Origin of the sequence: Erwinia sp. BNK-24-b (assembly GCF_047456155.1) — a bacterium.
Classification (GTDB): domain Bacteria; phylum Pseudomonadota; class Gammaproteobacteria; order Enterobacterales; family Enterobacteriaceae; genus Erwinia; species Erwinia phyllosphaerae.
The window spans coordinates 2,724,680-2,750,411 of sequence record NZ_CP179901.1; the positions used below are offsets into that span (position 1 = coordinate 2,724,680).

Genomic DNA, 25,732 nt, shown 5'->3' on the forward strand with positions numbered 1-25,732 from the left:
CAGACGGGCCAGCCTTAAGGAATACGCGATGAGTGATTTTTTCCAGAACGGCGTTATCACCAATTTTCATAATCTCACCGCACGTCCGGTCGAGGAGCTGGAAAAAGAACTGGTTTATTTTGCCGAGCGCCGCAAAATGGGGTTAATCCTGCCTTCCCTTTTTTCTGAACTGGAAGGCCCGGCGTTGGGCAATATCGTCGATGAACTGGCGAAAGTCCCCTATCTTGAAGAGATCGTGATTGGCCTGGATCGTGCCGACCGTGACCAGTTTCTACACGCTCGTGAATTTTTTTCCCGCCTGCCGCAGCGTCACCGAATTTTATGGAATGATGGCCCACGCCTGAAGGCGATTGACGCCGAGCTGGATAAAGAAGGTCTTTCGCCTTCGCAGCCAGGAAAAGGCCGCAACGTCTGGTTTTGTACCGGCTATACGCTGGCGTCTGAACGGTCAAGCTGTGTGGCGCTGCACGACTGCGATATCGTCACCTATGAACGCGGTATGCTGGCTCGGTTGCTCTATCCGCTTGCCAATCCGGCTTTCCAGTATGAGTTTTGTAAGGGCTTTTACGCCCGCGTGGCCGATAATAAACTGAACGGCCGCGTTGGCCGCCTGCTGGTTGGGCCACTGCTGCGGTCGCTGCAAAAGGTTTACGGCCATTCGGAATATCTCGACTATTTAACCAGCTTCCGCTATCCGCTTTCCGGCGAGTTCGCGATGCGCACGCACGTGCTGAATAACATCAAAATCCCCGGCGACTGGGGGCTGGAAATCGGCGTGCTTTCGGAAATTTATCGCAACTACACCACGCGGCAGAGTTGCCAGGTCGAGATCGCCCATCACTACGATCACAAGCATCAGCCTCTGGCTGAAGATGATGGTACCGGCGGGCTGAAGCGCATGAGTAACGATATCGTGCAGTCTTTACTGCGTAAGATGGCGACGATGGGCGTTAATCTGACCAGCGACTCTTTTCGCGTGCTGAAAGCCACCTACTACCGTAACGCGCTGGATATGATGGAAATTTATAGCCATGAAGCGTCGATGAACGGGCTACGGTTTGACCAGCATGCGGAGGAAGCGGCGGTCGAAATGTTTACCCAGTCGATTCTGGAAGCGGGCCAGTCCTTTATTGAACGCCCCAATGAGAAACCATTTATTCCCAGCTGGAGCCGCGTGCAGTCTGCTTTTCCCGATATTATGCAGCGGATTTACAAGGCGGTGGAAGAAGATAATGAAGGCAACGTTTAGTCGCGGTCGCAGACGCGGTTTCTACCCGTTGCTTTAGCCAGATAGAGCCTGCGATCGGCTATTGAGCGCAGGCTGTCAAAATTGTATTCGCCGGTTTCCTGGCTGGAGGCGACGCCCAGCGACGCCGAAATCCGCAGCCACGCAGAATTACCGGCAAATACCTGTTTTCTGGCCAGCGTCAGACGTACCTGCTCGGCCATGTCGCGCGCCTCGCTGGCGCTGGCCGAGAGCACAATACAAAATTCCTCGCCACCCACGCGCCCTGCCGTTGCTTCGCCAATAGTTTCATAGATCACCGCAGCGGCGTAGGACAGCACGCGATCGCCCGCTTCATGGCCATAATTGTCATTAATCTGCTTGAAGTGATCCAAATCCAGCTGGATGACAGAGAAAGGTCTATTCCGCTGTCGGCTTTCCTGAATTAGCGCCTCCGCCTGCTCAAAAAATGCCGTACGGTTAAGCATTTTCGTCAGGCCGTCATGACTGGCGCGCCAGCGGAAAGTTTCCTGCATCTTTAGCATGCGCCCGACCAGACGGAAAATGGCCTGATGCGACAGCAGCAGCACCAGGGTAAACAGCAGCCACATGCCCAGCAGCGCCAGCGCTACTCTTCCGGTATCGCTGGCCAGCCCCTGACGTAGCGTATCTATCTTAATCAGGACGCCTTCGGCATTGTGCGTTTTTACCCAGCTAACGTGACGCAAGCCTAATCGCAGCGTGCCCTGGCCGCCGAGGGAGATAGCCTTTGTTAGCCGGTGAAGCTGCGTCGGCGTAAACTGTTCGACAAGTGTTTTACTGCCTGCCGTACTGGCCAGTAAGGTGAAATGCGTGTTGTAAAACAGCAGGCTGCCCTTAGCGCGCTGCGGCAGCGCCTGCTGCAACTGCTGACTGATGCGGTTAGCCGGGAAGTCCATTGCCAGCACGCCATACCAGTAGCCATCCAGATCCAGCGGCAGGCTCAGCGTCAGCACGTCCCGCTCTCTGGCGGTGGCATAGAGGCCGCTCCAGCGCGATTGCCGCAGCGGGTTAATCTCTGGCCGCATCGAGGTAAACCAGAACGCTTTAGTGCTTTGTTCGAAGTGGCTGAGCGTTTCATTGTCGTGCAGCAGGGGCGTTGAGCTGAGCCAGAACCCGGAACGCGAGAGATACCAGAGGCGTGAATGGAAATCTTTGCCGGCATCGTTGAGTTGCAGGATCAGACTCATCACCAGCGTCGCCACCAGCTCTTTGCGCATTCTTTCATTGTCCCGCTTTAGTAGCGGAAAGCGTGCCAGCTGGCTGTCTGCAATCCCGGTTAACGGCAGGTCGCGCGTTGCGCTGGCATAAAGGTGCCAGATCGGCTGGCGACGTAGCAGCGCAAAATTTTGCAGCTGTAGGCGCATATCGTTGCTTTCAGCCGGCGCGCGCATCACCTGCTGTAGCATATTGCGATAAAAGAGAAGCTGATCGAGGCTGAACTGGAACTGGCGATCCAGCTCGCCGGAAAGCATATTCAGGCTGGCCTGCTGGTTAAGCTCATAGGTATCTTTTAATACCTCCGCCTCGCGCCAGGTCAGAAAAGAGGAAAAGAGAAAGACCAGCAGAAAACAGGCGTGAATCACCGCTTGCGGGCGGGAATGAAAAAAACCCTGAGCTAACTTCACGCAACAAAGCTCCCTGATGGCAGAATCGATGTTTCAGTTTAGTTGTGCCTGAGGGATTTGCAGGAAGTAAATGAAAACAGGACGAAAATTTTCGTCCCGTTTATCGGCTCAGCTGGCAAGTTGGTTTTGCTCCTCGTTAAGGGCGCAAAGCTCCTCTTCCCGAAAGGCTTCACGCCTGACGCTGTGCCCATCGTACCAGCGACACTCTACCATGCCGCTGGCATGGCCGGTGACAACCATCGCCGGACCACCTTCTTTAAGCTGTACCGCCTCACTGACCAGGATCATGCCTACTCCTTATGCAAAATGCTTTTCTGGGGGGAAATTCAGGTATAGCAGGCAATTGTCCGTTGCGCCGTTAACAGTAGGTAAAACTTTTGTTAAATATAAATAAGCAGTTAAAAATGCGAAAAATAAAAAAAGGAAATAAGTATTGTCAGGTAACTTTAAGTGAGGAGCTGCTATATGTGGCGTGGTATGAATATCAAACGAGTCCATTGTTTCTTGAGCGGTGACTACAAGGTTATTCACAATGGAGCAACGTTTGATATCAAAAGTAAATTTTAACGACAGGTCACGGAAAGTGCCTGTCACCGTAATTTTTATAGTGTAAAACAGTCGCGAAATTGCAGCAGCGCGGCGGTACTGTCCCCACTGGCCCAACCTTCCATCGCTACCGTTCCCTGATAGTCGACCTCATGCAGCACGCGTGCGATAGCACGATAATTGATTTCACCTGTACCCGGCTGCTGACGGCCAGGCACATCGGCGACCTGAATTTCGCCTATTGCCGCGCCCGCTCGACGGATCAGGGCAATCAAATTACCTTCGCCAATTTGTGCGTGATAAAGGTCAAGATTCATTTTCAGCGCGGGGCTGTCAACAGTCTCTACCAGCGCCAGCGTATCGGCCGCCAGTGCAAACGGTGTTCCCGGGTGATCAACCGGCAGATTAAGGTTTTCTAGCGTAAATACTCGACCTGCGCCCTCACCCAGCCGCGCTATTTTACGTAACGTATCTGCAGCTTTTAGCCACATTTCACCGGTGATGGTTTCCACGGGCTTTACCGGCAGGCCTTTGTCATCGAGCCCGGTACCATGCAAATTGAGCGTCGGACAATTTAAGCGCTCTGCCACGGCCAGCGAAGCTTCCGCGCTTTGGAGCAGCTGTTGGATCTCTTCTTTATCGAGCAAATTACCTGACAGATAACCGGTCATAGAGGTAAAACGTGCACCAGTAGCAGCCAGCGCGGCAATGTCTTTATTGGCCCATCCCCAGATTTCAACACCAAAACCCAGCTCGTGAATACGCTTGACCCGTTCTACAAACGGCAGATCGAGAAAAACCATTTCGGCACATACGGAGAGTTGATAGCTGCACATTAGCGGCCTCCCAGCTTGACTGGCTGGCCGTGCTTCACGGATTCAATACAGGCTAACGCGATTTCAAGTGCGTTGCGTGCATCTTCGCCAGTAGCACGCGGCGTTTCTCCTGTGCGGATGCAGCGGGCAAACTCAATCATTTCCATTACGTAGGCTTCACGCAGCAGATCGGAGTCCATGCGGGAGGTTTCAATCGCGATGCCGTCGGCATGGTAACGCACGCAGTTAGTGGCGTTGATATGGCCAGCCTGTAACATGCCTTTACTACCGAAAACTTCACCACGTACGTCGTAGCCATAAACCGCCTGGAAATTGGCCTCAGCGGTGGCAATAGCGCCGTTATCAAAACGGATAGTCACTACCGAGGTGTCAAGTAACCCCTTATCTTTGAAATCCGGGCGCACCAACGCATCAGCCAGCGCATAAACTTCCACCGGCTTAGCGCCATAGTTAAAGTGCAACAGCGTATCGAAATCATGGATCAGGGTTTCAAGGAATATTGTCCATTGTGGTATAGGTGCCGGATCGCGTAAGGCTGGATCGCGGGTGACCGAGCGGCTTAATTGCGTTGTGCCATTCTCACCCGCTTTCACTGCTGCTATCGCGGCCGCAAATCCGCTGTCAAAGCGTCGGTTAAAGCCAACCTGCAATACCACGCCTGCTCCTTTGGCCGCTGCAATAGCACGGTCCGCCTCATCCAGCGTAACCGCCATTGGTTTTTCACAAAACACATGTTTGCCTGCGCTGACTGCGGCAATAACCCATTCAGCATGCGTGCGGGCTGGCGAAGCGATAACAACGGCATCAATTTCAGCATCCATTAACAGCTCATGCAGGTTGCTATAAGCTTTTTCAACGCCGAGTTTTTCGGCCAGTTTCGCCGCTGCGCCTGGCTGTGGATCGGCCACGGCTGCCAGAGTTGCACCGGGCACGCGCCAGGCAAGGTTTTCAGCGTGAAAGCTTCCCATACGCCCTGCGCCAATCAGGCCAACACGTACCGGTGGTTTTTTAAAAGTCATAATTTACTCCTTATTGTTCAGGGTTACCGATGTGGGTAGAAAGAGGTTCTAAAGGTCGCCGCGCCTCTTCGGCAAAGCGACGGGATTTGGAAAGCATGAGGGGTTCAATATGCTCAAGCGAAACGCCGCGAGTTTCCGGCAGAAAACGTTTTACAAACCAGAACGCCACCAGGCATCCCAAAGCACACAGCATGAGCGGAAACGCGCCATGAAAGCGTGCCATCAGCAGGACGCTGCGGTTCATCATTGGAAAACTTTGCGTGACGATAAAATTCGCTACATACATGGATGAAAAAGCGAACCCCATTGCCACGGCACGAATACGGTTAGGGAAAATTTCAGATATCAGCAGCCAGGCACCAAGACTCCATGACAGACCAAAGATCAACACAAAGGCCACCAGACCAACTACCGGCAATAAACCTTCTACCTGCGTAATAAATGCCCATGAAGTAAACATCAGACATAGCGCACAGCCAAGCGCTCCCCAACGTAGCAACGGCGTACGGCCCAGACGATCAATCACGCTCAGGCAAACAGCTACCCCCACCAGTAGCGCAAGGCCCAAAAAAATGCTCTGGAATAGCGAAGTTTGCATGCTTCCAGAAATGTTTTTTAGCAGCGACGGCGCGTAGTAAAGCAGAATATTGATGCCGGACACCTGTTGCAGAACGGCAATAGCGCAGCCAATTAACAAAATGTAGCGGGCGCGCTGGTCACGTAAAATACTGCGCTGGTTTGACTGCGCGCTTTCGTGCCGGAAAGAAATAAGGATCTCCTGGAGTAAACGATCGGCATGCTGTCCGTTAGATAAACGCGTCAATACCCCATGGGCGCGCTCTGTTTTCCCTTTAAGCGCCAGCCATCTTGGCGATTCAGGCATAAACGGCACTAACAGCAGAAAGAGTGCACAGGGCACCACGCCAGAAGCCAGCATCCAGCGCCAACCTGCATTAACCAGCCACTCATGCGTCATTCCGCGCGCAATAAAGTAATTCACCACATATACGGTCACCTGACCGCCAACCATGAGCATCTGTTGCAAACCCAGCATGCGGCCCCGCCAGTCTTTTGGCGATATTTCAGCGATATACAGCGGAGTAATAGCGGAGGCCATGCCTACTGCCAGTCCGCCGATAAGCCGATAAATTACAAAATCGGTTAAGGAGTTGGCTAACGCTGCGCCAGCAGCAGAGATGACAAACAGAACTGCGGTAGCAATTAGCGTCGATTTACGCCCAATCCGGTCGGAAATGTAGCCGCCCCCCCAGGCCCCGAAGACACATCCCAAAATAACATTTGAAACGGCCCAGCCACTTTCCCAGGGCGAAAGGTTGAAATGTTCCGAAAATGGATCGATAACGCCGGAGATAACCGAGGCGTCATAACCCAGGATAACGCCGCTTAGTGAAGCGATAGTGCAGATGAAAAGGATCAGCCTTAAATTATGTTTACGCATGTTATTTATTTCCTTTTTTGCGCGATGAGCACACTTGCCATAGCTATTGCAAAGCTGATGCCAATGATAAAAAAGGAAATTATGTGAGACGCGGCACGGATTTAACTCACAAAACGGCAATAAAATTTACATGTAAACTTAACATGTCAATAAAATGTACATTTCATTTGCTATGCGGAGCGCGCTATGTACGCCATTGAACGTTTGCCTTTTAAAGATGAAAGCGACCCTATTTTTAGCCTTCCGACTAATACGGAATTTGCTCACTGGGACAATTTGCTTTGGCAAGGCTGGCATAGCTTTGAACGAGGTGAAAAACCTGCCTGGATACGACCCGGCATTTTGCAATCCTGGCAGCGCTCGCAAATGCGCAATATCGATTTATCCTCCTTTAATTACGTTGCTCCTCCCCCGGATGAACTGGCCAGTATCCTTGAACACAATGCAGCGCTAATCCGGGTAGCACAGAGCATTATGGAAAACCTGCTGGCCTATAACCCGGATGGTCATATTAATTTGACCGATGCCCAGGGGGTAACGCTACATTATTGTGGTGCCGACTTAACGCCGGTTGGCAGTATTCTTCGTGAAGACGTGCTGGGTACAAACTGCACGGCCCGCTGTCTGACAGAGCAGCGACTGGTATATGTATTAAGTGGTGAAAACTGGAAGCTGGCTTTGCGTAAACGCAACCGCCAGTGTGCCGCTGCTCCTGTTCGCGATGCCAGCGGGCAGCTTATTGGCGTTCTGACGCTGACCGCTACGCCAGATAATTTCAATACGCATACGCTGGGCACCGTTCAGGCAGCAGCAGAAGCCGTGGGCCAACAGCTGATGCTACAACGATTGCTGGCAGAGCAACAATCCATCCTGGAAACGCTGAATGAAGGCGTGATTGTCAGCGATCGTTTTGGGCGCATCAAAACCCTCAACCGCTATGCCCGGCAAATATTTCCCGGGCTCGACCCGGATAGTGGCTCTATCGACACGCTTCTACAGCCACAGGAGGGTTCTTTGCTTACTATGCCGTTTTGCAACGATCGTGAATTGCAATTTGTTCCGGGCGGCCTGCAGCCTGTTTCCTGTCTGATTTCATTAATGCCAGCGCCTGACGGCGGAAGGGTATTATCGCTGCGCGAAAACCAGCGTATCCGTGCTATTACGCGTAGAGTGATAGGTGTTAGTGCCAGTTACCGTTTCGAAATGATCCGGGGTAATGCGCCATCGCTATTACAGGCCATGCAAAAGGCTCGCGCCAGCAGCCGAACCGACAGTACCGTATTGCTGACCGGTGAAAGCGGTACAGGTAAAGAGCTATTCGCACAAGCAATTCATAACGCCAGTTCACGCCATCAGGAACCTTTCATTGCGTTGAACTGTGGCGCATTGCCAAGAGATTTAATACAGAGCGAGCTGTTTGGCTACAGTGATGGTGCCTTCACCGGATCACGTCGTGGCGGTTCGGCGGGCAAATTTGAGCTGGCTGATGGCGGCACTCTGTTTCTTGATGAAATTGGTGAAATGCCGCTGGAGGCGCAAACCAGTTTGCTGCGCGTATTGCAGGAAAACGAAGTGCTGCGTATTGGCGCAGCACACCCCATTCGCATTAATGTGCGCATTATCGCCGCGACTCACTGTAATTTGCTGGATGCGGTGGAGAAAGGGGCTTTCCGTCGAGACCTCTACTATCGACTGAACGTCATTTCGCTGGAAATTCCACCGCTGCGTCAGCGGCAGGAAGATATTCCCGAATTAGTTAATGGTTTTATTCAGTCACTTTGTGCCCGTCTTAAACGTATCACTCCGCGCGTAACAGCCGAGGCCCTGAGCTGCATGCAAAACTGGCACTGGCCCGGCAACGTGCGCGAACTTGAAAATCTGGTCGAGCGTATGGTCAATTTATGTGAACAACTGGAGATCGACTGTCAAGATTTACCTGAGGAAATGACCCGCACGAAAGCAGGAGTAAGCAGTACAGATACGCTGCCTTCATTACAGCACAATGAACGCCAACATGTGCTGAAAGTAGTCAGTGAAAAAAAAGGCAATCTACGCCAGTCCGCGCAGCAACTGGGAATTTCACGTACTGCACTTTATAACAAGTTGAACCAGTGGCAGGTAGATATAAAGCTTTTGAGAGGACAATAGCTCAATGTTAATACCGGGCATTCCGCTTATGTGAATGTGAATATTGTTAATACTTAACTATTTATACTATTGCCAGAGTCCCGCTTCCTGATAATACTGCATTGGATAGTGTAACAAAAGAAGCACACTGCCTTACCCATTCTGAAAAATTCAAATAAACAGTGACTTATAAAAACATCAGCGGCACTAATCTGAAAAATGCCGTTTAGGCTTCGTTTAAGATGATACTGGTTTAGTTAACACAAATTTACCTATATTGTCTTTATTTTACGTAGCTTTGTAACATTCCTCTGACAGGAGTTTCTGTGAATATCAAATATCGACCGGATATAGACGGCCTGCGCGCGTTAGCAATCGTGCCCGTTTTACTCTTCCATGCCGGCTTCAGTACGTTTTCAGGCGGCTATGTCGGCGTTGACGTTTTCTTTGTGATCAGTGGTTTTTTGATTACTTCCATCCTGTTGAAGGACATCCATAACAGCAGCTACAGCATTATCGACTTCTATGAACGGCGTATTCGTCGTATTTTCCCCGCCCTGTTTTCGGTGATTCTGTTTGTGCTGCTGGTGGCGCCTTTTGCGCTGCTGCCTGACGACTACAACTTCCTGCCAAAAGAGGTTGCCGGGGCGCTGCTGTTTGTGTCGAATATCGTCAGCTGGCGCAAGTCGGGCTATTTCTCCAGCGATGCTGAAGAGCGGCCGCTGCTGCATACCTGGTCGCTGGGCGTCGAGGAGCAGTTCTATATCTTTGCGCCAATTATCCTGTTCTTTATCATCGTTAAGCTGAAGCGCAAGCCCGATCTGTTCCTGCTCGGTATTTTTGCCGCCTCTTTCCTGTTAAGCATTTTCCTTACCGGCCCGAAACCTTCCGCCGCTTTCTACCTGCTGCCTTCACGCACGTGGGAACTCATGGCCGGTTCACTGCTGGCGCTGAACCGCGTGGCGAAGCCGCGCAGCGCTTTGCTTAATGAGCTGATTGCGTTGGCCGGTTTTGCCGCTATCGTCGGCAGCGTTTTCCTGTTCAATGCAAAGACGGCGTTTCCTGGCTATGCCGCCGCGCTACCGGTTTTTGGCAGCGTGTGCATTATCTTTGCCGCGCAGCAAACGCTGGTTGGCAAGCTGCTGTCGCTGAAACCCGTGGTGTTTATCGGGCTGATTTCCTATTCGCTCTATCTGTGGCACTGGCCGCTGATTGTCTTTTTCCGCAACTGGAATCTGCTGATGGACAGCAGCGGACGCTGGCTGGTGGTCGCGGTGTCGTTGGTGATCGCCACGCTTTCCTGGCGCTTTATCGAACGTCCTTTCCGCAACCGCAGCGCCTTTCCTGCCGCGCGCTTATATAAAACCAGCGCCGTCGGCCTGGCCATTCTGGTCGCGGTGAGCGCGGCAACCTGGACCAAAGGCGGCTGGCCAACGCGCTTTAGCCCGCAGACGCAGGCGTTTATCGCGGCGCACAAAGACTTTAGTCCGGCCAGAAGCAGCTGCCACTTTAACGGCGGCGTGCCGGAAACGTCGAGCTACTGTCACTTTGGCACAGAGAAACCGACTGTAGCCGTCTGGGGCGACAGTCATGGTGTAGAACTTTCCCGCGCGCTGGGTAATAACCACGTTTCGCTCTATGAAATCACCTATTCCGCTTGCCCACCAGCCCTTGGCTTCCAGCTGGACGTGCGGCCGAACTGTATTGCGCACAATCAGCGCGCCATCAATTTTATCGAAGCGGACAAGGCGATTAAGGTGGTGGTAATGGTGGCACGCTATGAAGCTTATCCCACCTCGTTCTACCGCAATCTGAATGAGAGCGCTGAGCAGCTGATGGCGCACGGCAAGAAGGTAATTATTGTTGGACCAGTGCCGTCGCCGGGTGTTGATGTTCCTACCACGCTGGCGCGCGGGCGCGATCCGCAGTTCGCCTTTAACAATCCGGCGTTCGACAATATCAAAAAGTATATTGATGCTGGCGTAGTGCGCTTTATGCCCTCTTCCGTGCTCTGTCAGCAGAATAAATGCAACATGCTGGTCAACGGCAAGCCGCTGCTGTTTGATAACAACCATCTGAGCATGGCGTCAGCGAATTACGTGGCGAGCTATCTGTCGCGTACCGTTAATGCGCAACAGCAGCAGCCCAGCCAGCCGCAAAGAGTGGCAAACCTGTAAAGAAGACATAAAAAAAGCGGAAGAGAGGCTCTTCCGCTTAAAAGTTTTGACGCCAGGGTTAGATTTTGCAGCCTTCGCAGTCTGCTTCATCGCCCAGGTCAGTCGGCACTTCGCTGGCTTTTTTTTCCGCGTTGGCTTCCGCCTGCTCCAGCTCGGCATCAATATCAAATTCAAACATATCGTCTTTCATCTTCGCTCCCGGTTTGGTGAAGGGCTGTCTTTATACTGATTATGACCGCAGTTTGCCAGCCAGATTTACCACGCACAGCACGATCGATCCGACAATAAAACCGAGTACCAGGTTGGCGCCGTTGCTCACCAGCGAGCTGACGATGCCACCGTACCCGGCGGCCAGATGCTCAATATAGTGATGAATAAACGGCACGCCGTGAGCAATAATCCCGCCGCCGACCAAAAACATCGCCAGCGTGCCCACCACCGTCAACACCTTCATCATTTTAGGTGCCAGCGTCAGCAACACACCACCAATACCCTGCGCCAGCGACGAAGATTTCTGTTTCAGCCACAGGCCCAGATCGTCGATTTTCACAATGCAGGCTACGATTCCGTATACGCCAATCGTCACCAGAATAGCGATACCCGCGAGGATAACTATCTGATTAAGCAGCGGCGCTTCTGACACGATGCCCAGCGTGATCGCTACGATCTCCGCTGACAGAATAAAATCGGTGCGCACCGCGCCTTTTACCTTTTTCTTCTCAAAGGCGGCCGCTTCCTGCTGTGAGAGATTACGTAGCCGCTGTTCGCGCGCCTCGTCGCTGTTCTCTTTTTTACCGTGCAGGCTGTGAACGACTTTCTCTACGCCTTCATAGCTCAGGTAAGCGCCACCCAGCATCAGCAACGGCGTAATCGCCCAGGGGATCCAGGCGCTGATTGCTAACGCCAGCGGCACCAAAATCAGCTTATTCAAAAAGGATCCTTTTGCCACACCCCAGACCACCGGCAGCTCGCGGTTGGCCTTGACGCCGCTAACCTGCTGCGCGTTCAGCGACAGGTCGTCGCCCAGCACGCCAACCGTCTTCTTTGCGGCGACTTTGCCCATCACCGAAATATCGTCCATCAGCGTGGTGATATCGTCCAGTAACGTCAGTAAACTACTTCCTGCCAAAATACCCTTCCTTATTTAATGTTCATCATGCTGGCAGCAGGGGCAGACTTCCACCGCCGCTACCGCCATATCCGCCACGCCATCGCAATCCCACTCTACCCGTACCGGCGCGTTTTCAGCCAAATCGTGATGCAGAAATTTGCTGACCGGACTTTCGGTCATCCCGCTAATCTCTTCCGTGGCAACCAGGCGATTGCCAACGAAAATGCGCGCGGTGGCCTGCGTGTTGACCATCCGCTCGCCGCTGAGTTTATACAGCCGCCTGACTGTCAGTTTGATACTGGCCATCGCCGCCTCTGTTACAGGATGTTAAAGAGAGCATACTAAGCAAGTATGCGCGAGAGATGCAAATTATGTGGCCTGAATCGCTTTTTCAGCTAAAAAAAGTGACTATTCATCTGGTTGAAACAAGATTTTAACGTTACCGTAACCGCCTTTTATCTGCACCGAGAAAATTTATGTTACGCCGCTCGCCCGCTTTGCTTCCTCTCCTGGCCGCTTTGTTTGCCCTTTACTTTATCTGGGGCTCAACCTATTTCGCGATCCGCGTGGGCGTGGAGAGCTGGCCGCCAATGATGATGGCCGGACTCCGCTTTCTGCTGGCCGGGACGGTGCTGCTGGTTTTCCTGCTGCTGCGTGGTGAAAAGCTGCCCGGCTGGCGGGCGACAGGCAATGCCGCGCTGGTCGGCATTATGCTGCTGGCGGTCGGCAACGGCGCGGTAACGATTGCAGAGCACCAGCAGGTGCCGTCCGGCATTGCCGCCGTAATGGTCGCTACCGTGCCGCTGTTTGCCATGTGCTTTAGCCGCCTGTTTGGCATGCCTGGCCGCTGGATAGAATGGCTGGGAATTGCCGTCGGGCTGGTGGGCATTATTCTGCTCAACAGCAGCGGACATCTGGCCGGTAATCCCTGGGCGGCATTGATGATCCTGATCGGCTCTGTCAGCTGGGCGTTTGGCTCGGTATGGGGATCGCGTATTGCTCTGCCTGCGGGCATGATGGCTGGTGCAGTTGAAATGTTAGCCGCCGGCGTGGTTTTGCTGCTGGGCAGCCAGCTCAGCGGCGAAAAGCTGGCCGCTGCACCCGCGCTGTCCGGGTTTCTGGCGCTGGGCTATCTGACGCTGTTCGGTTCCGTTATCGCTATCAACGCCTATATGTTTCTTATTCGCAACGTTAGCCCGGCTATCGCCACCAGCTACGCCTATGTTAATCCGGTGGTTGCCGTATTGCTGGGGATGGGATTTGCCGGCGAGAGCCTGACGCCGCGCGAATGGCTGGCGCTGGGCATTATCGTGCTGGCGGTGGTGCTGGTGACGCTGGGCAAATATCTTTTCCCCGGCAGACCGGTGATTAAATCCGTCAGGGCTGATTAGGACGGGCATCGTCCAGTGGATGAATACCCTGCCAGTCAATTTCGCCGTTGCCTTCTGCGGCGAAAATCCACTCCTCCAGTCGGGAACCGATAGCTTCATCGCTCAGCTTCTTTTTATTGCGCAACGCGCATTCCCAGATAATCATTACCCGCCAGCCGCTGGCGCTGAGTTCCTGGATAAAGCGTTGGTCGCGCTCGACGTTACCGTTGATTTTGTTAAGCCAGAATTCGGTTCGCGTGGCGGGGACTTTGAAAAGGTAGCAGTTATGATGATGCCAGAAACAGCCGTGGACAAAGATAATGGCCTTGTGGCTCTCCAGCACAAAATCCGGTTTTCCCGGTAGCGACTTGTCCTGCACGCGATAGCTGAAGCCCAGGTTTGCCAGCAGTTCCGCCAGCCGGGTTTCAATCGCCGTATCCTGCGTGCGGACGGCGCGCATGTTTTTACTGCGGATTTCTGAGGTATGTACGTCAGCCATAGCACCTTCCTTATCGTGGCTTAAGTATAGTGCCCTTCTGTGCCAGCGGCCGCAAAGCAATCAGCAGCAGTGGGCGCGCCGCAATGCTGCTGATTTATTCAGATGGCCGACCTTTAGCGAGAAGCGTCCTTCTGCTTTACCGCCTGCGCAATCCAGGGCTGAAGCAACCTGGCGACCGCGGCAAAAGCGGGTACCACCACCGAGTTGCCAAACTGGCGATAGGCCTGGCTGTCCGAAACCGGAATGCGAAAGCTGTTGCCGCCTGGCGTTTCAAAGCCCATCAGGCGAGCGCACTCCCGTGGCGTCAGGCGACGCGGACGGCGCAGCTGGTTTTGCGGATGGTCAAAATCTTCTTCACCAAGCACTTTGTCCCAGCCGCGATCGATCAGGATTTCCGAACCGTCCTTATAGTAACGGGCAGAAAGCGTGCGCACCACGCCGTGCTCCTTCTGCGGATCGACCAGGCCGTAACCAAAGCCGTTGCCTTTCGCCTGATGCTTTTTGGCGTAGTTATAGAGATATTTCCACAACGTTGGCGTCAGAATATATTTTGCTGCCACTTCCTTATCCAGCAGATCGCGCAGCATCACGCGCTGCTGCGGATAGAGCGAGGAAAGGACGGAAAGGCTGAATTTTGGCAGTTGCAGATCGCGCCTGAAGCCCACCAGCACAATACGCTCGCGGTGCTGCGGCAGGAAGTGTTTACCATCGACGATTTTGGGATCCGCCGCGCCGTTGATTTCCGCATCGGCCACGTCATAGCCCAGCTCGTCCAGCGTCTGCATAATGATGCGGAAGGTTTTACCCTTATCGTGGCTTTTCAGGTTTTTGACGTTTTCCAGCACGAAAATAGCCGGTTTTTTCGCGGTAATAATGCGGGCCACGTCGAAAAAGAGCGTACCCTGCGCTTCGCACTCAAAGCCGTGGGCGCGGCCCAACGCATTTTTCTTCGAGACGCCCGCCAGCGAGAACGGCTGACAGGGGAAACCGGCCAACAATACGTCGTGATCCGGCACCTGCTGGTCAATATGCCGATAGGCTTCCTGCTCGCTAACCGGGCTGGCGCTGAGCGTGACGTCGCGGATATCCTGGTTAAAGACGTGCGCCTGCGGATCGCAATACCAGTTCGCCTTATAGGTTCTGACCGAGTATTTATTCCATTCGCTGGTAAACACGCACTGGCCACCAATAGCTTCGAAACCGCTGCGGATACCGCCAATGCCGGCGAACAGATCGATAAAACGAAAAGCATAGTGCGGATGGTGCGCCGGCGGTTGCGGCAGCATAGCCGCCAGCGCGCTGGCCTCCGCCTCGCTTAACGGATTGCCCGCTCCTTTCAGCCAGCGGCTTAACGCTTCCCGCGTCCAGCTATGGTGACCAACCTGTTGTAGCGTTGCCACAAGCGTTTTGCTGTCGTACACGGCCAGCAGGCGCTGCATTAGCTGCTGGTCTTCTGTGTACTGGTCTGGTGCTGCTGCGATGCTGTCGAACTCGCTCATAATCACTCGGTTAACGGAAATAAACGCCTGCCAGTCTATCACTTCAAGGGGTGAAAGCCAGGTAACCCGCAGACTTTTATGGCGGACCTGAAGCCGTGACATTGCACGACCATCCGCCTAAACTTGCCCTGTTTAAAAAAATGGAGCCTGATACGATGAGCGATATCACACGTCCGCCGCTAACCTTGCCGAATGGCGCTGACAAACTGCTGCTGCACTCCTGCTGCGCGCCCTGCTCTGGCGAAGTCATGGAAGCCATTGCCGCGGCCGGGATCGACTACACCATCTTCTTCTACAACCCGAATATTCATCCGCAAAAGGAATATCTGCTGCGTAAGGAAGAGAATATCCGCTTCGCTGAAAAGCACGGCGTGCCTTTTGTCGATGCCGACTACGATACCGATAACTGGTTTGAGCGTGCCAAAGGAATGGAATGGGAGCCGGAACGCGGCGCGCGCTGCACTATGTGTTTCGATATGCGTTTTGAACGTACCGCGCTTTATGCGCATGAACACGGTTTTCCGGCGATGACCAGCTGTTTAGGTATTTCGCGCTGGAAAAACATGCAGCAGATTAACGACTGCGGTGAACGCGCCGCGGCGCCTTATCCCAACCTGGTATACTGGGATTACAACTGGCGTAAGAAAGGCGGTTCGGCACGCATGATCGAGATCAGCAAGCGCGAACGGTTTTATCAGCAGGAATACTGCGGCTGCGTCTATTCGCTGCGTGACAGCAATCTGCATCGCAAAAGCCAGGGTCGTCCGCTGATTAAGCTTGGCGTGCTCTATTACGGCGATGAAGAAGAGAAGTCATAAAGCCCTGTCGGCGGGCAGAATGCTGTTTTAATCGCTTGCGCAGTAGCAACCCCCCTGATGCGCTAATCAGGGGAAACCGCCATGCTTATTTCTTTTTCTTAGATTTTTTCAGCAGCGCACGAACCTGCTTAAGCTCGCTGGCGCTCAGCTGCGCGTCGGCTTCTTCCGGCACGCTCTGATTATCGACGGCAGGTTCCTGCTGCTGCGCAGCAAGGCTGAGCTGTAAAAGCTGGCTAACTTCCTGGCTTAGGGAAGTCTGGTTTTCCTGCGCCAGGTTTTTCAACGTCTCTTTAAGCGCGGGATCGATTTTTAAAGTTAAGCTGACGGTATCGTTCATACTGATTCTCCTGATAAATGTCTGCCACACGGTAGCCTGAAAAATTTAGTTTAACTATACTGTCACAAAAATTTAATATTTCTCTCGCGCCTCGATAAACTCCCGCAGCACATCCGGATCCAGCTCGCAAAATTCCCCTTTTAATTCCGCACAAAGTTTTGCCATGTAGGTTATCAGAAAGTCGGCGTTGTGCTCCGCCAGGCGTCTTCCCTCAACGGTTTGCATCGTTTGCGGCAGCTTGAGCAGTTTTTTCTGGAAATGATCGAGCGCCCACTCGGTATCGTTTAAAGGACGCTCTTTGCCTAACGGATCGGCGCTATCAAACAGCGAACGGCCCAGCGCGCCGGATACATAAAACACGCGCGCCAGCCCGATAGCGCCCAGCGATTCGAGACGATCGGCATCCTGCACGATTTTTGCCTCCAGCGTTTGGGCCGTGACGCCCGCGCTAAAGCTATGCGCGTGGACCACATGCGCCACCGCCTCATATTTATCTTCAGGAAAGTCGGGGAATTCTTCGCGCAGAATACGCCGCGTCTCTACCGCCGCCTGCGCCGAAGCCAGATGGCGCTCGGGGTGGTTTTTAGGCAGATTGACGATATCGTGAAAATAGCAGCCGGTTAGCACAACCAGCTCATCGACCGCCATCCCTTTCATAATACGCTGTGCCGTTAGCCAGACGCGTCGCAGATGCGCCACGTCATGCGCTTTATCATCCTGCGGCCAGCTGGCATGCAGCCAGTTCTCAAAACGTGTTTGCCAGTGAGCGAGTGACATAGACTTCTCCTTATAGTTTGGACTTGTCGAAACGTCAGTAAGTTAAGTCTCTTCACTGCGAGGCAAGAGATCGTCCACCTCATGGTTATAACGTTAATTTTAACGCTTTCACAACAGGTTTCACTTCATCATCCAGCGCGAGCTGGCTTGTTTTTAGGCAAATGGTTAAATATTTATAATGTAGTATTTGCAATTAGTTATCGGCATTTTGCCGCACAGTAAGTTAGAATCAAAGCCGAGCGGCACGTTGTTTTTATCTTGCAAATCACCAAAAGCGCCAGATTATGTTGCGCTATAATGACTGTAAGGGATTGTAAAGACGACATATCTCAAATTGACGATGTCAGCATTTTGCCGATATCCGGAGGCCGGTCAGATCAGTAATTTACCGCCTGCGTAACAAAGAAAACGGGCGTAAACAACTGGTCCAAAAATAAACAAGCACAGCTAATGTTTGCTTTACTCTTACTGCACTTTTTTTAACACAGAGCAGCCCGGGCTGCCCTTTCGTCTGATGGCTGTGAACGGTGTTTTCACTAATAAGTAACAGGGGTCAAATTATGAAAGAACGCCCGATTTTGTTTAGCGATCAACGGGTGCGCGCGCTCCTCTCCGGTCAGCAGACCCAGACCCGACGTATTATGAAGTCACAACTCTTTGGCCCAGGTCAGGATAATCACGAAGGTTGCTACGGTATTGACGTACTGAACAATCACCTGCAGGGCGACCGCGTAATGGGCATGGAGAACTTAAGCTACCACTGCCCTTACGGTCAGCCTGGCGACCGGCTGTGGGTCAGGGAAACCTGGCGCGGCCCGGTAGTGCCTGCCGATGCGATGGCCGAATATGAACGCAATCCGGCCCAGTTTAAATCATCGGCCTGGTGCCGCTACCGCGCGGATACCAGCGAGTTTTCCAGCGCGGGCGAGGAAGATGAGCATTTCGGCTGGCAGGCAGGCATTCATATGCCGCGCTGGGCCAGCCGTATCGATCTCATGATTACCGGCATTCGCGTCGAAAAAATTCAGGATATCAGCGATGACGACGTGCTGGCCGAAGGCGTGCAGACCGACTCCCACTTTTTAAATAACTTTTTCACCATGCACAGCGAAGTCGTTTCACCGAAAGATGCCTGGCGCAAACAGTGGGCATTACAGTATGGTGGCACCAGTTGGGAAGTTAATCCCTGGGTTTGGGTGATCGAGTTCAAACGGGTGTAATCCTGCCCTTAAAGGTGGCGCGATGATCAAATGGTTGAGGACCACAGAGGCAACGTTTGATGAAATGCCCTGGCGAGAAGCAATGGCCATTCCCCTGCTCGGGGCATTGAATGAGGCCGAGCAGCAGCAGCTGATCCTGCTGGCGACGCGTTTCCTGCAGCAAAAACGGCTGGTAGCGTTACAGGAGTTTGTGCTGGACGACGTGAAGTCAGCACGTCTGGCGCTGCTGTTTTGCCTGCCGGTTCTCAACCTTGGCTACGAATGGCTGGATGGCTTTCACGAGGTGTTGATTTATCCGGCACCTTTCGTTGTGGACGACGAGTGGCAGGATGAATTTGGTCTGGTACATCGTGAAAGCATGGTGCATTCCGGCCAGAGCTGGCAGCAGGGACCAATCGTGCTCAACTGGATGGACGTGCAGGATTCTTTCGATCTCTCCGGCTATAACCTGGTTATCCATGAGGTTGCACACAAGCTGGATAGCCGTGGCAGCGGTTATGCTAACGGTGTTCCCGCTATGCCGTTACGTAACGTGGCTGCCTGGGAGCAGAATTTACACGCGGCTATGGCTTCCATTCAGGATGAAATTGATCTGGTTGGCGAAAGCGCCGCCACGATTGATGCTTATGCGGCCAGCGATCCGGCAGAGTGTTTTGCGGTACTGTCAGAATATTTTTTCAGCGCGCCCGAGCTGCTGGAAGAACGTTTTCCAGCGCTTTATCAGCATTTCTGCCGCTTTTACCGTCAGGAGCCGCTAAAGCGCGTGAGTAATGACGAAATCGTACATTAACCGTGCCGGTTGTTTTAAAGATAGCCAGTTGAAAGCGTTAAACTTTTTTCCTGTTGACACGGCGAACCACCCTCGCTACTATGCGCTCCATCAACCGATTCCTCTGTAGTTCAGTCGGTAGAACGGCGGACTGTTAATCCGTATGTCACTGGTTCGAGTCCAGTCAGAGGAGCCAAATTCTTGTTTTCATGCTGCTTTTCGAATCCTTATGTGATTCAGATTCAATAGGTTAGCGTGAAAAGTCTTCCCGTTGCATTTTTATTTCCCCCTCCGCATCGGGCAAGATTGGTGGTCTGATTTGGGGTCATTTCAGTTCGATTATGGAGTGACCACCATATGTCTCTGAACGACACTAAAATCCGCAGCCTCAAGCCTTCTGATAAACCATTCAAAGTCTCCGATTCACAAGGGTTATACCTTTTAGTTAATCCTCACGGTTCACGTCTCTGGTATCTCAAATATCGTATCAATGGCAAAGAATCCCGCATTGCCTTAGGTGCCTATCCAGAAGTATCTCTGGCGAATGCTCGACAACATCGTGACGGGATCCGCAAGCTGCTGGTGCAGAATATTAATCCATCACAGCAACGTATCGCAGAAAATGCTGCCCGCTCATCTGAAAAATCCTTTAAACACGTTGCATTGAGCTGGCATAAAAGCAATAAAAAGTGGTCGCAAAATACCGCTGATCGATTGCTGGCCAGTATGAACAACCATATCTTTCCGGTTCTAGGGCATCTGTCAGTATCAGAACTTAAACCCCGGCATTTCATTGGGCTGCTGAAAGGTATCGAGGAAAAAGGCCTTCTGGAAGTTGCATCCCGCACGCGGCAGCACCTCAGTAACATCATGCGCCATGCTGTTCATCAGGGATTAATCGACACAAACCCGGCAGCAAACCTTGACGGCGTGATATCTCCGCCCGTTAAGCACCATTATCCCGCACTGCCACTCGAGCGTCTTCCTGAGCTGCTTGAACGCATTGCGGGTTATCATCAGGGGCGTGAACTTACCCGGCTCGCCGTTATGCTAACCTTGCACCTGTTCATTCGCTCAAGTGAACTACGTTTTGCACGCTGGTCGGAAATTGATTTCAGAAACAAAATTTGGACTATTCCCTCAACCCGAGAAGCTCTTCCCGGCATTCGCTACTCTGAACGAGGAGCAAAAATGCGCACGCCACATATTGTCCCGTTGTCACGGCAGGCCTTTTGTATGCTAAAACAAATAAAGGAAATGTCAGGTCATCTGGAGTTAGTATTCCCTAGCGATCATAACCCCTATAGGCCGATGTGTGAAAATACGGTTAACAAGGCATTACGGATGATGGGCTACAACACGAAAGTCGATGTCTGCGGACATGGATTCCGGTCTATGGCATGTAGCGCTCTGATGGAATCCGGGCTTTGGTTGCAGGATGTAGTTGAACGTCAGATGAGCCACCAGGAACGTAACACTGTACGGGCAGCTTATACCCATAAAGCTGAGCACCTTGATGCTCGAAGGGCCATGATGCAATGGTGGTCGGATTATCTTGACAGATGCAGGGTGATATTCATGCCGCCTTATCTCGTGTCCATGAAAGGCCATTAGTCCTGATAGAAAGAATCATCTGGCTCAAGTCTGTCTCAGTAAAGATGTTGTTATCTGGTGACTCAAGATATAAAACAAAACAGATGATAACTCGTGAAACAAGGCGGAGATATCTCTTCGTCTTGTTTCACCTACTGGTCGGTTAAGAAATGGCAATTGAATATGGCTACCGGTACAAAGTACGCCTTTAGTAATTTATTAAGGTCTTGCAGCTGTTCCATCGGGCAAACGTGCATTGGTCCATTCCGGAATACCGCCCGACACAGGGTACTTCGCTGCCTCTTTCAAATCGATATCCACGCCCAGCCCCGGACGATCGCTGAGATACGCATAGCCGCGATCAATCTCAGGACAACCAGGGAATACTTCCTGCAACGCCTCATTCACCGGAGTATATTCCTGAATGCCAAGATTGGTGATGCTCAGATCAATATGCAGGTTTGCTGCCACGCCAATCGGTGAGATATCGCCCGGACCGTGCCATGCAGTGCGCACGCCGAACAGTTCCGCAAAAGTCGCCAGTTTCTTCGCTGGCGAGATGCCGCCAATGGTGCTGACGTGGCAGCGAATATAATCGATCAGCTGGTTTTGAATTAATGGTTTCCACTCATTGATTTGTGTAAACAGCTCGCCCATGGCAATTGGCGTGCTGCTTTGGCTGCGTAATTTGCTCAGCCAGTCGATATTTTCTGGCGAGACCGGATCCTCAAGGAAAAAAAGCTGATACGGTTCGAGTGCTTTCGCCAGCTGGATTGAAGCGATCGGCGTGATGCGTTCGTGCACATCATGAATAAACTCGACGCCAAAACCGAGCTTATTGCGCAGATGATCAAACAGGCGCGGTACGGCGCGCGCATAAGCATCCGGATCGAAATAGATGCCTTGAGTAGGATTACGCGGTGACACTTTCGGCTGGATATTGCGAGCTTTGGCCAGCTTGCCGGCGATCAAACGCAAATCATCGGTACCCGCGCCGCCATACATGCCCATCTGACAGCGCACATATTGATAGCCCTCCTCCATGCGTGCGCGAATGTTATCTTCAACTTCGATCTCATCGGCGCCGTCGCAGTGGCGATAAAGCGGCACGCCATCGCGACATTTGCCGCCAAGCAGTTCATACACCGGCAAGTCGGCAACTTTACCCTTCAGATCCCACAGCGCCATATCCACGCCGGAGAGCGCATTATTCATCACCGGACCGTTACGCCAGTAACCGCTGACCGCCGCCGATTGCCAGATGTCTTCGATACGCGCCGGGTCTTTGCCGATCAAAAACGGCTTCATGTAGTTTTCAATCGCGGCGGCGACCGCGTAGATACGCTGAGTAAAGGTGGCGCAGCCCAAACCGTATAAACCGGGTTCGCTGGTTTCGATTTTTACCACCACCAAATCGATGCCGCCTGGCGCGGTAAGGATGGTTTTTACATCGGTAATTTTCAGGTTACTCATCATGATCCTCACGGTATCTGGATAACATGCTGTATGATGTCCTACATGTTATGTGTATTAAAAAGCCCTGAGCAGGGCTTTTGGTTATTCAGTTATGGCGTACATCTTCAATGGCATGCACGTTATGTGTCATCGCGCTATTAAGCGTCTCGACCGCCAGCGATGCATCGCGGTTTTTCAACGCCATAAAGACTTTGATATGGGCTTCAACGCTTTCCAGCGTAATGCCCAATACGCGGTTCAACTCTTCGAGGTAATGCACATAAATCCCCTTCAGGGATTCCATGACGTGGATGAACACCTTGTTGTGCGAGGCTTTCACAATCGCCAGATGGAAATCGTAGTCCGCCAGCGAGTACTTCTTATAGTCATCTTTACTCACCAGCATGCGATTCAAGGCGCTTTCCAGCACTTTGACATCTTCATCGGTGGCGTTCTGCACTGCCAGCTCCATGCATTTGAACTCGACGGTCTGACGGAAAACCCGCATATCATCAAACTCTTCCTGTGAAAGATGCAGAATGGGCTGGTTATCACTGAACGATCCGTAGCGCGCCACTTCGCGGGTAACATATGTGCCCTTCCCCTGATGCGTCACCACCACGCCAAGGTCACGCAGCTTCTGCACGGCACTCCGCACGCTGACGCGGCTCACCTGAAAGGTTGCGGTCAATTCCGCCTCAGACGGCAACTTACAGCCCGGCTCCCACAGACCATCCTGAATGTTCTGCTTCATCTGCTCGTAGATGACATCAACCACATTATGTTTTTGGATACTTTCCAGCGCCACGGCGTTACTCACTTGTCCTACATGTCTACCGCTTTTTAACGCGTCACTGCCTGCAACACAAGCAGGAATTTTGCTGACATCAACAGCGACAGTTCAAAATGGCGAAATTTAGTAATTGTTTTCAGTAATTTAGTTTATAAGCCGGATAATTCCCTACTGGCGATGGCATTAAAAATTTGTGAGATATCTTACAAATCTCTCGCCTGCCAATTGCTGCCATTCTGCGCATAACGTAAAAGTGACCCATCCAACTTATTAGTCATGTTACATGAAGGACGTTTTGTTATGCAGACCTTATTTAACCTCTCCGGGAAAACCGCCCTGATCACCGGCTCAACGCGCGGTTTGGGCTTTGCTTATGCACAAGGCCTGGCGCAGGCCGGCGCTAAGGTGCTGCTGAATGGCACGCGTCAGGAGCACATGGATACGGCGCTGGAGCAATTACAGCAACAGGGATTTGATGCCCGAGGCTTTCTGTTCAATGTGGCAGATGAAGCCGCGATTGAAGCGGTATTTCAGCAGCTTGATGAAGAGAACATTCACGTCGACATCGTGATCAACAACGCAGGCATTCAGTTCCGCAAACCGATGCTGGAACTGGCATTGAGCGACTGGCAGCGGGTGCTGGATGTCAATCTCACCAGCGCGTTCCTCGTCTCGCGTGCCGCAGCCAAACGCATGGTGGAACGCCAGCGCGGCGGGAAAATTATCAATATCGGATCGCTGACCAGCGAAGCCGCGCGCCCTACCGTCGCGCCTTACACTGCGGCAAAAGGCGGCATCAAGCTGTTAACCAAATCGATGGCGGCTGAATGGGCGCCGTTCAATATCCAGACCAACGGCATCGGGCCGGGCTACATCCTCACGGATATGAACGAAGCGCTGGTCGAAAACGAAGAGTTCAATAAATGGGTCTGCAGCAGTAATCCTTCTGGTCGCTGGGGAAAACCCGACGAGCTGGTTGGTACCGCCATCTATCTGGCGTCCTCTGCTTCCGATTACGTCAATGGCCAGATGATTTACGTGGATGGTGGCTGGCTTGCCACCTTGTAACGGGCCGATTTAAACGACCTAAGCTGGGCATCAAGACTCAGCTGTATCCTACTCAAGCGACCTGAGGTCATACCATGAACCAGAATATTGCAGGGATTTTACCGGCCAGTCGGTGGGGAAAACTCATCCCGATTGCCTTTATTACCTATAGCCTCGCCTACCTCGATCGTGCCAACTACGGTTTTGGTGCCGCCGCAGGTCTGGCTGAAGATCTCAATATCACGCCCGCCATTTCGGCGTTACTTGGCGCACTGTTTTTCCTTGGTTATTTCTGTTTCCAGGTGCCGGGCGGCATTTATGCTGAAAAGCACTCGGCGAAGAAGCTGATTTTCTGGAGCCTGATCCTGTGGGGCGCATTGGCCACCGCCACCGGCATGGTGCACAGCGTGGCGCTGCTGGCGGTGATCCGCTTCCTGCTCGGCGTAGCGGAAAGTGTGGTGATGCCGGCGATGCTGATCTTCCTCAGCCACTGGTTCACTCGCGCGGAGCGTTCCAAAGCCAATACCTTTCTGTTCCTCGGCAATCCGATCACCGTGTTGTGGATGTCGATTCTCTCCGGCTATCTGGTGAACGCCTTTGGCTGGCGCGGCATGTTCATTATTGAAGGCGTGCCTGCCATCTTATGGGCGTTTGTCTGGTGGAAAATTTATGCCGACCGACCGCGTGATGCCAAATGGCTGAGCGAGGCCGAAAAGCGTGCGGTTGAAAACGCGCTGGCGGCAGAGCAGCAGTCGATTAAACCGGTTAAGAATTACCGTGAAGCTTTCCGCTCGCCTAAAGTGCTGGCGCTGGCGTTTATCCACTTCTTCTGGAATATCGGCATGTACGGTTTCATCATGTGGCTGCCTTCCATGCTGAAGAGCGCGTCAGGTATGGGCATCGTCGCGACTGGCTGGCTCTCAGCCGCGCCCTATCTGCTCGCCGTGCCGCTGATGCTGACCGCATCCTGGTTCTCCGATAAATACCAGCAGCGTAAAAACATCGTGCTGCTTTTCCTTGGGCTGGGCGCGGTGTGCTTCATTGCTTCCTTTACGCTCGGTGCGACGCACTTCTGGCTCTCATGGGTGCTGCTGGTGATCGCGGGCGGTGCGATGTACACGCCGTACGGACCCTTCTTCGCTGCGATCCCTGAGATGCTGCCACGCAACGTTGTGGCGGGCGCGATGTCCTTCGTGGTCTGCTTCGGTGCGCTGGGGTCCTTCGTCGGTGCGTGGATTGTGGGCTATCTCAATGGCCTGACCGGCAGCCCGGCGGCATCTTACGTATTTATGGGCGGATCGCTGGTTGTGGCGGTATTACTCACCGCGCTGACCACCTTTAGCAGCCTGAGCACGCCAACGGCACAAACCCGCTCTGCATACTAATAG

At 52.7% G+C, this 25,732-nt stretch carries 24 protein-coding genes and 1 tRNA gene; 11 read left to right on the forward strand and 14 right to left on the reverse strand.

What is annotated here, in order from left to right; all coding sequences use genetic code 11:
- Positions 1-28 precede the first annotated feature (28 nt).
- Positions 29-1,249: a glycosyl transferase gene (locus tag ACMGGR_RS12310; RefSeq protein ID WP_246758931.1), complete on the forward strand. Its 1,221-nt coding sequence runs from the start codon at positions 29-31 to the stop codon at positions 1,247-1,249.
- Here ACMGGR_RS12310 and dgcQ read toward each other — a convergent pair.
- From dgcQ to ACMGGR_RS12335, 5 genes are all read right to left on the reverse strand, one after another.
- Positions 1,246-2,892 carry a cellulose biosynthesis regulator diguanylate cyclase DgcQ gene (gene dgcQ, locus ACMGGR_RS12315; RefSeq protein WP_414146997.1) on the reverse strand — a complete coding sequence of 549 codons (1,647 nt, stop codon included), beginning with the start codon at positions 2,890-2,892 and terminating at the stop codon, positions 1,246-1,248. The two genes, ACMGGR_RS12310 and dgcQ, sit on opposite strands and share 4 nt — an antisense overlap.
- A 108-nt stretch (positions 2,893-3,000) precedes the next feature.
- A complete protein-coding gene (locus ACMGGR_RS12320; RefSeq protein ID WP_246758928.1) occupies positions 3,001-3,180 on the reverse strand; it encodes a YodC family protein in 180 nt (59 codons plus the stop codon).
- 314 nt (positions 3,181-3,494) lie between these two features.
- On the reverse strand, positions 3,495-4,274 hold the full coding sequence (locus tag ACMGGR_RS12325; protein ID WP_246758927.1) for a TIM barrel protein: 780 nt from the start codon (positions 4,272-4,274) through the stop codon (positions 3,495-3,497).
- A complete protein-coding gene (locus tag ACMGGR_RS12330; protein ID WP_414146998.1) occupies positions 4,274-5,293 on the reverse strand; it encodes a Gfo/Idh/MocA family oxidoreductase in 1,020 nt (339 codons plus the stop codon). Before ACMGGR_RS12330 ends, ACMGGR_RS12325 begins: the two co-directional genes overlap by 1 nt.
- Positions 5,294-5,303: 10 nt before the next feature.
- The gene (locus ACMGGR_RS12335; protein ID WP_414146999.1) at positions 5,304-6,752 is read right to left on the reverse strand and encodes a sugar porter family MFS transporter; all 1,449 of its coding nucleotides are present in this window, start codon (positions 6,750-6,752) and stop codon (positions 5,304-5,306) included.
- Positions 6,753-6,938: 186 nt separating this feature from the next.
- On the opposite strand from ACMGGR_RS12335, the gene ACMGGR_RS12340 reads away from it, so the two are divergent.
- A complete protein-coding gene (locus ACMGGR_RS12340) occupies positions 6,939-8,900 on the forward strand; it encodes a sigma-54-dependent Fis family transcriptional regulator (protein ID WP_414147000.1) in 1,962 nt (653 codons plus the stop codon).
- A 305-nt stretch (positions 8,901-9,205) separates the two neighbouring features.
- A complete protein-coding gene (locus tag ACMGGR_RS12345; RefSeq protein WP_246758923.1) occupies positions 9,206-11,056 on the forward strand; it encodes an acyltransferase family protein in 1,851 nt (616 codons plus the stop codon).
- A gap of 58 nt (positions 11,057-11,114) precedes the next feature.
- Here ACMGGR_RS12345 and ACMGGR_RS12350 read toward each other — a convergent pair whose 3' ends face one another.
- From ACMGGR_RS12350 to ACMGGR_RS12360, 3 genes are read right to left on the reverse strand one after another with little or no spacing between them, the layout of a single operon-like run.
- Positions 11,115-11,246 (reverse strand): hypothetical protein, encoded by a 132-nt coding sequence (locus tag ACMGGR_RS12350; protein ID WP_281434520.1) that lies wholly within the window; start codon positions 11,244-11,246, stop codon positions 11,115-11,117.
- Between the two features lie 39 nt (positions 11,247-11,285).
- Positions 11,286-12,185, reverse strand: coding sequence for a DUF808 family protein (locus ACMGGR_RS12355; protein WP_246758921.1), 900 nt, complete (start codon positions 12,183-12,185; stop codon positions 11,286-11,288).
- A gap of 15 nt (positions 12,186-12,200) precedes the next feature.
- The gene (locus ACMGGR_RS12360; RefSeq protein WP_246758920.1) at positions 12,201-12,473 is read right to left on the reverse strand and encodes a hypothetical protein; all 273 of its coding nucleotides are present in this window, start codon (positions 12,471-12,473) and stop codon (positions 12,201-12,203) included.
- Between the two features lie 170 nt (positions 12,474-12,643).
- Here ACMGGR_RS12360 and yedA point away from each other — a divergent pair, with 170 nt between their 5' ends.
- Positions 12,644-13,558 carry a drug/metabolite exporter YedA gene (yedA, locus tag ACMGGR_RS12365; protein ID WP_414147001.1) on the forward strand — a complete coding sequence of 305 codons (915 nt, stop codon included), beginning with the start codon at positions 12,644-12,646 and terminating at the stop codon, positions 13,556-13,558.
- On the opposite strand, the gene ACMGGR_RS12370 is transcribed toward yedA, so the two are convergent.
- Positions 13,545-14,036 carry a very short patch repair endonuclease gene (locus ACMGGR_RS12370; protein ID WP_414147002.1) on the reverse strand — a complete coding sequence of 164 codons (492 nt, stop codon included), beginning with the start codon at positions 14,034-14,036 and terminating at the stop codon, positions 13,545-13,547. The genes yedA and ACMGGR_RS12370 overlap by 14 nt on opposite strands.
- Before the next feature lie 113 nt (positions 14,037-14,149).
- Positions 14,150-15,535, reverse strand: coding sequence for a DNA cytosine methyltransferase (locus tag ACMGGR_RS12375; protein WP_414148956.1), 1,386 nt, complete (start codon positions 15,533-15,535; stop codon positions 14,150-14,152).
- Positions 15,536-15,690: 155 nt separating this feature from the next.
- On the opposite strand from ACMGGR_RS12375, the gene ACMGGR_RS12380 reads away from it, so the two are divergent.
- Entirely contained in the window at positions 15,691-16,353 is a 663-nt protein-coding gene (locus ACMGGR_RS12380) for an epoxyqueuosine reductase QueH (RefSeq protein ID WP_414147003.1), read from the forward strand.
- Positions 16,354-16,438: 85 nt separating this feature from the next.
- Here the strand turns inward: ACMGGR_RS12380 and ACMGGR_RS12385 are convergent, their stop codons facing one another.
- Positions 16,439-16,690: a DUF6364 family protein gene (locus ACMGGR_RS12385; protein ID WP_246758916.1), complete on the reverse strand. Its 252-nt coding sequence runs from the start codon at positions 16,688-16,690 to the stop codon at positions 16,439-16,441.
- Positions 16,691-16,762: 72 nt separating this feature from the next.
- Positions 16,763-17,467: a phosphohydrolase gene (locus tag ACMGGR_RS12390; RefSeq protein WP_414147004.1), complete on the reverse strand. Its 705-nt coding sequence runs from the start codon at positions 17,465-17,467 to the stop codon at positions 16,763-16,765.
- 560 nt (positions 17,468-18,027) lie between these two features.
- Between ACMGGR_RS12390 and ACMGGR_RS12395 the strand changes: the two genes are divergently transcribed.
- The 4 genes from ACMGGR_RS12395 (at position 18,028) to ACMGGR_RS12410 (ending at position 21,070) form a co-directional block, all read left to right on the forward strand.
- Positions 18,028-18,687 carry a hypothetical protein gene (locus ACMGGR_RS12395; RefSeq protein WP_246758914.1) on the forward strand — a complete coding sequence of 220 codons (660 nt, stop codon included), beginning with the start codon at positions 18,028-18,030 and terminating at the stop codon, positions 18,685-18,687.
- Between the two features lie 22 nt (positions 18,688-18,709).
- Positions 18,710-19,477 (forward strand): DgsA anti-repressor MtfA, encoded by a 768-nt coding sequence (mtfA, locus tag ACMGGR_RS12400; RefSeq protein WP_414147005.1) that lies wholly within the window; start codon positions 18,710-18,712, stop codon positions 19,475-19,477.
- 99 nt (positions 19,478-19,576) lie between these two features.
- Positions 19,577-19,652: transfer RNA gene (locus tag ACMGGR_RS12405), tRNA-Asn, on the forward strand.
- Between the two features lie 161 nt (positions 19,653-19,813).
- Complete coding sequence (locus ACMGGR_RS12410; RefSeq protein ID WP_414147006.1) at positions 19,814-21,070, forward strand: tyrosine-type recombinase/integrase; 1,257 nt, start codon at positions 19,814-19,816, stop codon at positions 21,068-21,070.
- A 198-nt stretch (positions 21,071-21,268) separates the two neighbouring features.
- Here the strand turns inward: ACMGGR_RS12410 and ACMGGR_RS12415 are convergent, their stop codons facing one another.
- Positions 21,269-22,522 carry an enolase C-terminal domain-like protein gene (locus ACMGGR_RS12415; protein WP_147200625.1) on the reverse strand — a complete coding sequence of 418 codons (1,254 nt, stop codon included), beginning with the start codon at positions 22,520-22,522 and terminating at the stop codon, positions 21,269-21,271.
- An 88-nt stretch (positions 22,523-22,610) separates the two neighbouring features.
- Positions 22,611-23,312, reverse strand: coding sequence for a FadR/GntR family transcriptional regulator (locus tag ACMGGR_RS12420; RefSeq protein WP_414148957.1), 702 nt, complete (start codon positions 23,310-23,312; stop codon positions 22,611-22,613).
- Between the two features lie 285 nt (positions 23,313-23,597).
- On the opposite strand from ACMGGR_RS12420, the gene ACMGGR_RS12425 reads away from it, so the two are divergent.
- Together ACMGGR_RS12425 and ACMGGR_RS12430 are read left to right on the forward strand one after the other, a co-directional pair.
- Positions 23,598-24,365 (forward strand): SDR family oxidoreductase, encoded by a 768-nt coding sequence (locus ACMGGR_RS12425; protein WP_147198605.1) that lies wholly within the window; start codon positions 23,598-23,600, stop codon positions 24,363-24,365.
- Between the two features lie 74 nt (positions 24,366-24,439).
- On the forward strand, positions 24,440-25,729 hold the full coding sequence (locus ACMGGR_RS12430; RefSeq protein WP_147198606.1) for an MFS transporter: 1,290 nt from the start codon (positions 24,440-24,442) through the stop codon (positions 25,727-25,729).
- Positions 25,730-25,732: the final 3 nt, after the last annotated feature.

Excerpts from the sequence above, each read along its gene's own strand:
- ACMGGR_RS12310 (WP_246758931.1), top strand. The coding sequence starts at position 29 with ATGAGTGATTTTTTCCAGAACGGCGTTATCACCAATTTTCATAATCTC.
- ACMGGR_RS12320 (WP_246758928.1), bottom strand. The coding sequence starts at position 3,180 with ATGATCCTGGTCAGTGAGGCGGTACAGCTTAAAGAAGGTGGTCCGGCG.
- ACMGGR_RS12325 (WP_246758927.1), bottom strand. The coding sequence starts at position 4,274 with ATGTGCAGCTATCAACTCTCCGTATGTGCCGAAATGGTTTTTCTCGAT.
- ACMGGR_RS12330 (WP_414146998.1), bottom strand. The coding sequence starts at position 5,293 with ATGACTTTTAAAAAACCACCGGTACGTGTTGGCCTGATTGGCGCAGGG.
- ACMGGR_RS12335 (WP_414146999.1), bottom strand. The coding sequence starts at position 6,752 with ATGCGTAAACATAATTTAAGGCTGATCCTTTTCATCTGCACTATCGCT.
- ACMGGR_RS12340 (WP_414147000.1), top strand. The coding sequence starts at position 6,939 with ATGTACGCCATTGAACGTTTGCCTTTTAAAGATGAAAGCGACCCTATT.
- ACMGGR_RS12350 (WP_281434520.1), bottom strand. The coding sequence starts at position 11,246 with ATGAAAGACGATATGTTTGAATTTGATATTGATGCCGAGCTGGAGCAG.
- ACMGGR_RS12360 (WP_246758920.1), bottom strand. The coding sequence starts at position 12,473 with ATGGCCAGTATCAAACTGACAGTCAGGCGGCTGTATAAACTCAGCGGC.
- yedA (WP_414147001.1), top strand. The coding sequence starts at position 12,644 with ATGTTACGCCGCTCGCCCGCTTTGCTTCCTCTCCTGGCCGCTTTGTTT.
- ACMGGR_RS12370 (WP_414147002.1), bottom strand. The coding sequence starts at position 14,036 with ATGGCTGACGTACATACCTCAGAAATCCGCAGTAAAAACATGCGCGCC.
- ACMGGR_RS12375 (WP_414148956.1), bottom strand. The coding sequence starts at position 15,535 with ATGAGCGAGTTCGACAGCATCGCAGCAGCACCAGACCAGTACACAGAA.
- ACMGGR_RS12380 (WP_414147003.1), top strand. The coding sequence starts at position 15,691 with ATGAGCGATATCACACGTCCGCCGCTAACCTTGCCGAATGGCGCTGAC.
- ACMGGR_RS12385 (WP_246758916.1), bottom strand. The coding sequence starts at position 16,690 with ATGAACGATACCGTCAGCTTAACTTTAAAAATCGATCCCGCGCTTAAA.
- ACMGGR_RS12390 (WP_414147004.1), bottom strand. The coding sequence starts at position 17,467 with ATGTCACTCGCTCACTGGCAAACACGTTTTGAGAACTGGCTGCATGCC.
- ACMGGR_RS12395 (WP_246758914.1), top strand. The coding sequence starts at position 18,028 with ATGAAAGAACGCCCGATTTTGTTTAGCGATCAACGGGTGCGCGCGCTC.
- mtfA (WP_414147005.1), top strand. The coding sequence starts at position 18,710 with ATGATCAAATGGTTGAGGACCACAGAGGCAACGTTTGATGAAATGCCC.
- ACMGGR_RS12410 (WP_414147006.1), top strand. The coding sequence starts at position 19,814 with ATGTCTCTGAACGACACTAAAATCCGCAGCCTCAAGCCTTCTGATAAA.
- ACMGGR_RS12415 (WP_147200625.1), bottom strand. The coding sequence starts at position 22,522 with ATGAGTAACCTGAAAATTACCGATGTAAAAACCATCCTTACCGCGCCA.
- ACMGGR_RS12425 (WP_147198605.1), top strand. The coding sequence starts at position 23,598 with ATGCAGACCTTATTTAACCTCTCCGGGAAAACCGCCCTGATCACCGGC.
- ACMGGR_RS12430 (WP_147198606.1), top strand. The coding sequence starts at position 24,440 with ATGAACCAGAATATTGCAGGGATTTTACCGGCCAGTCGGTGGGGAAAA.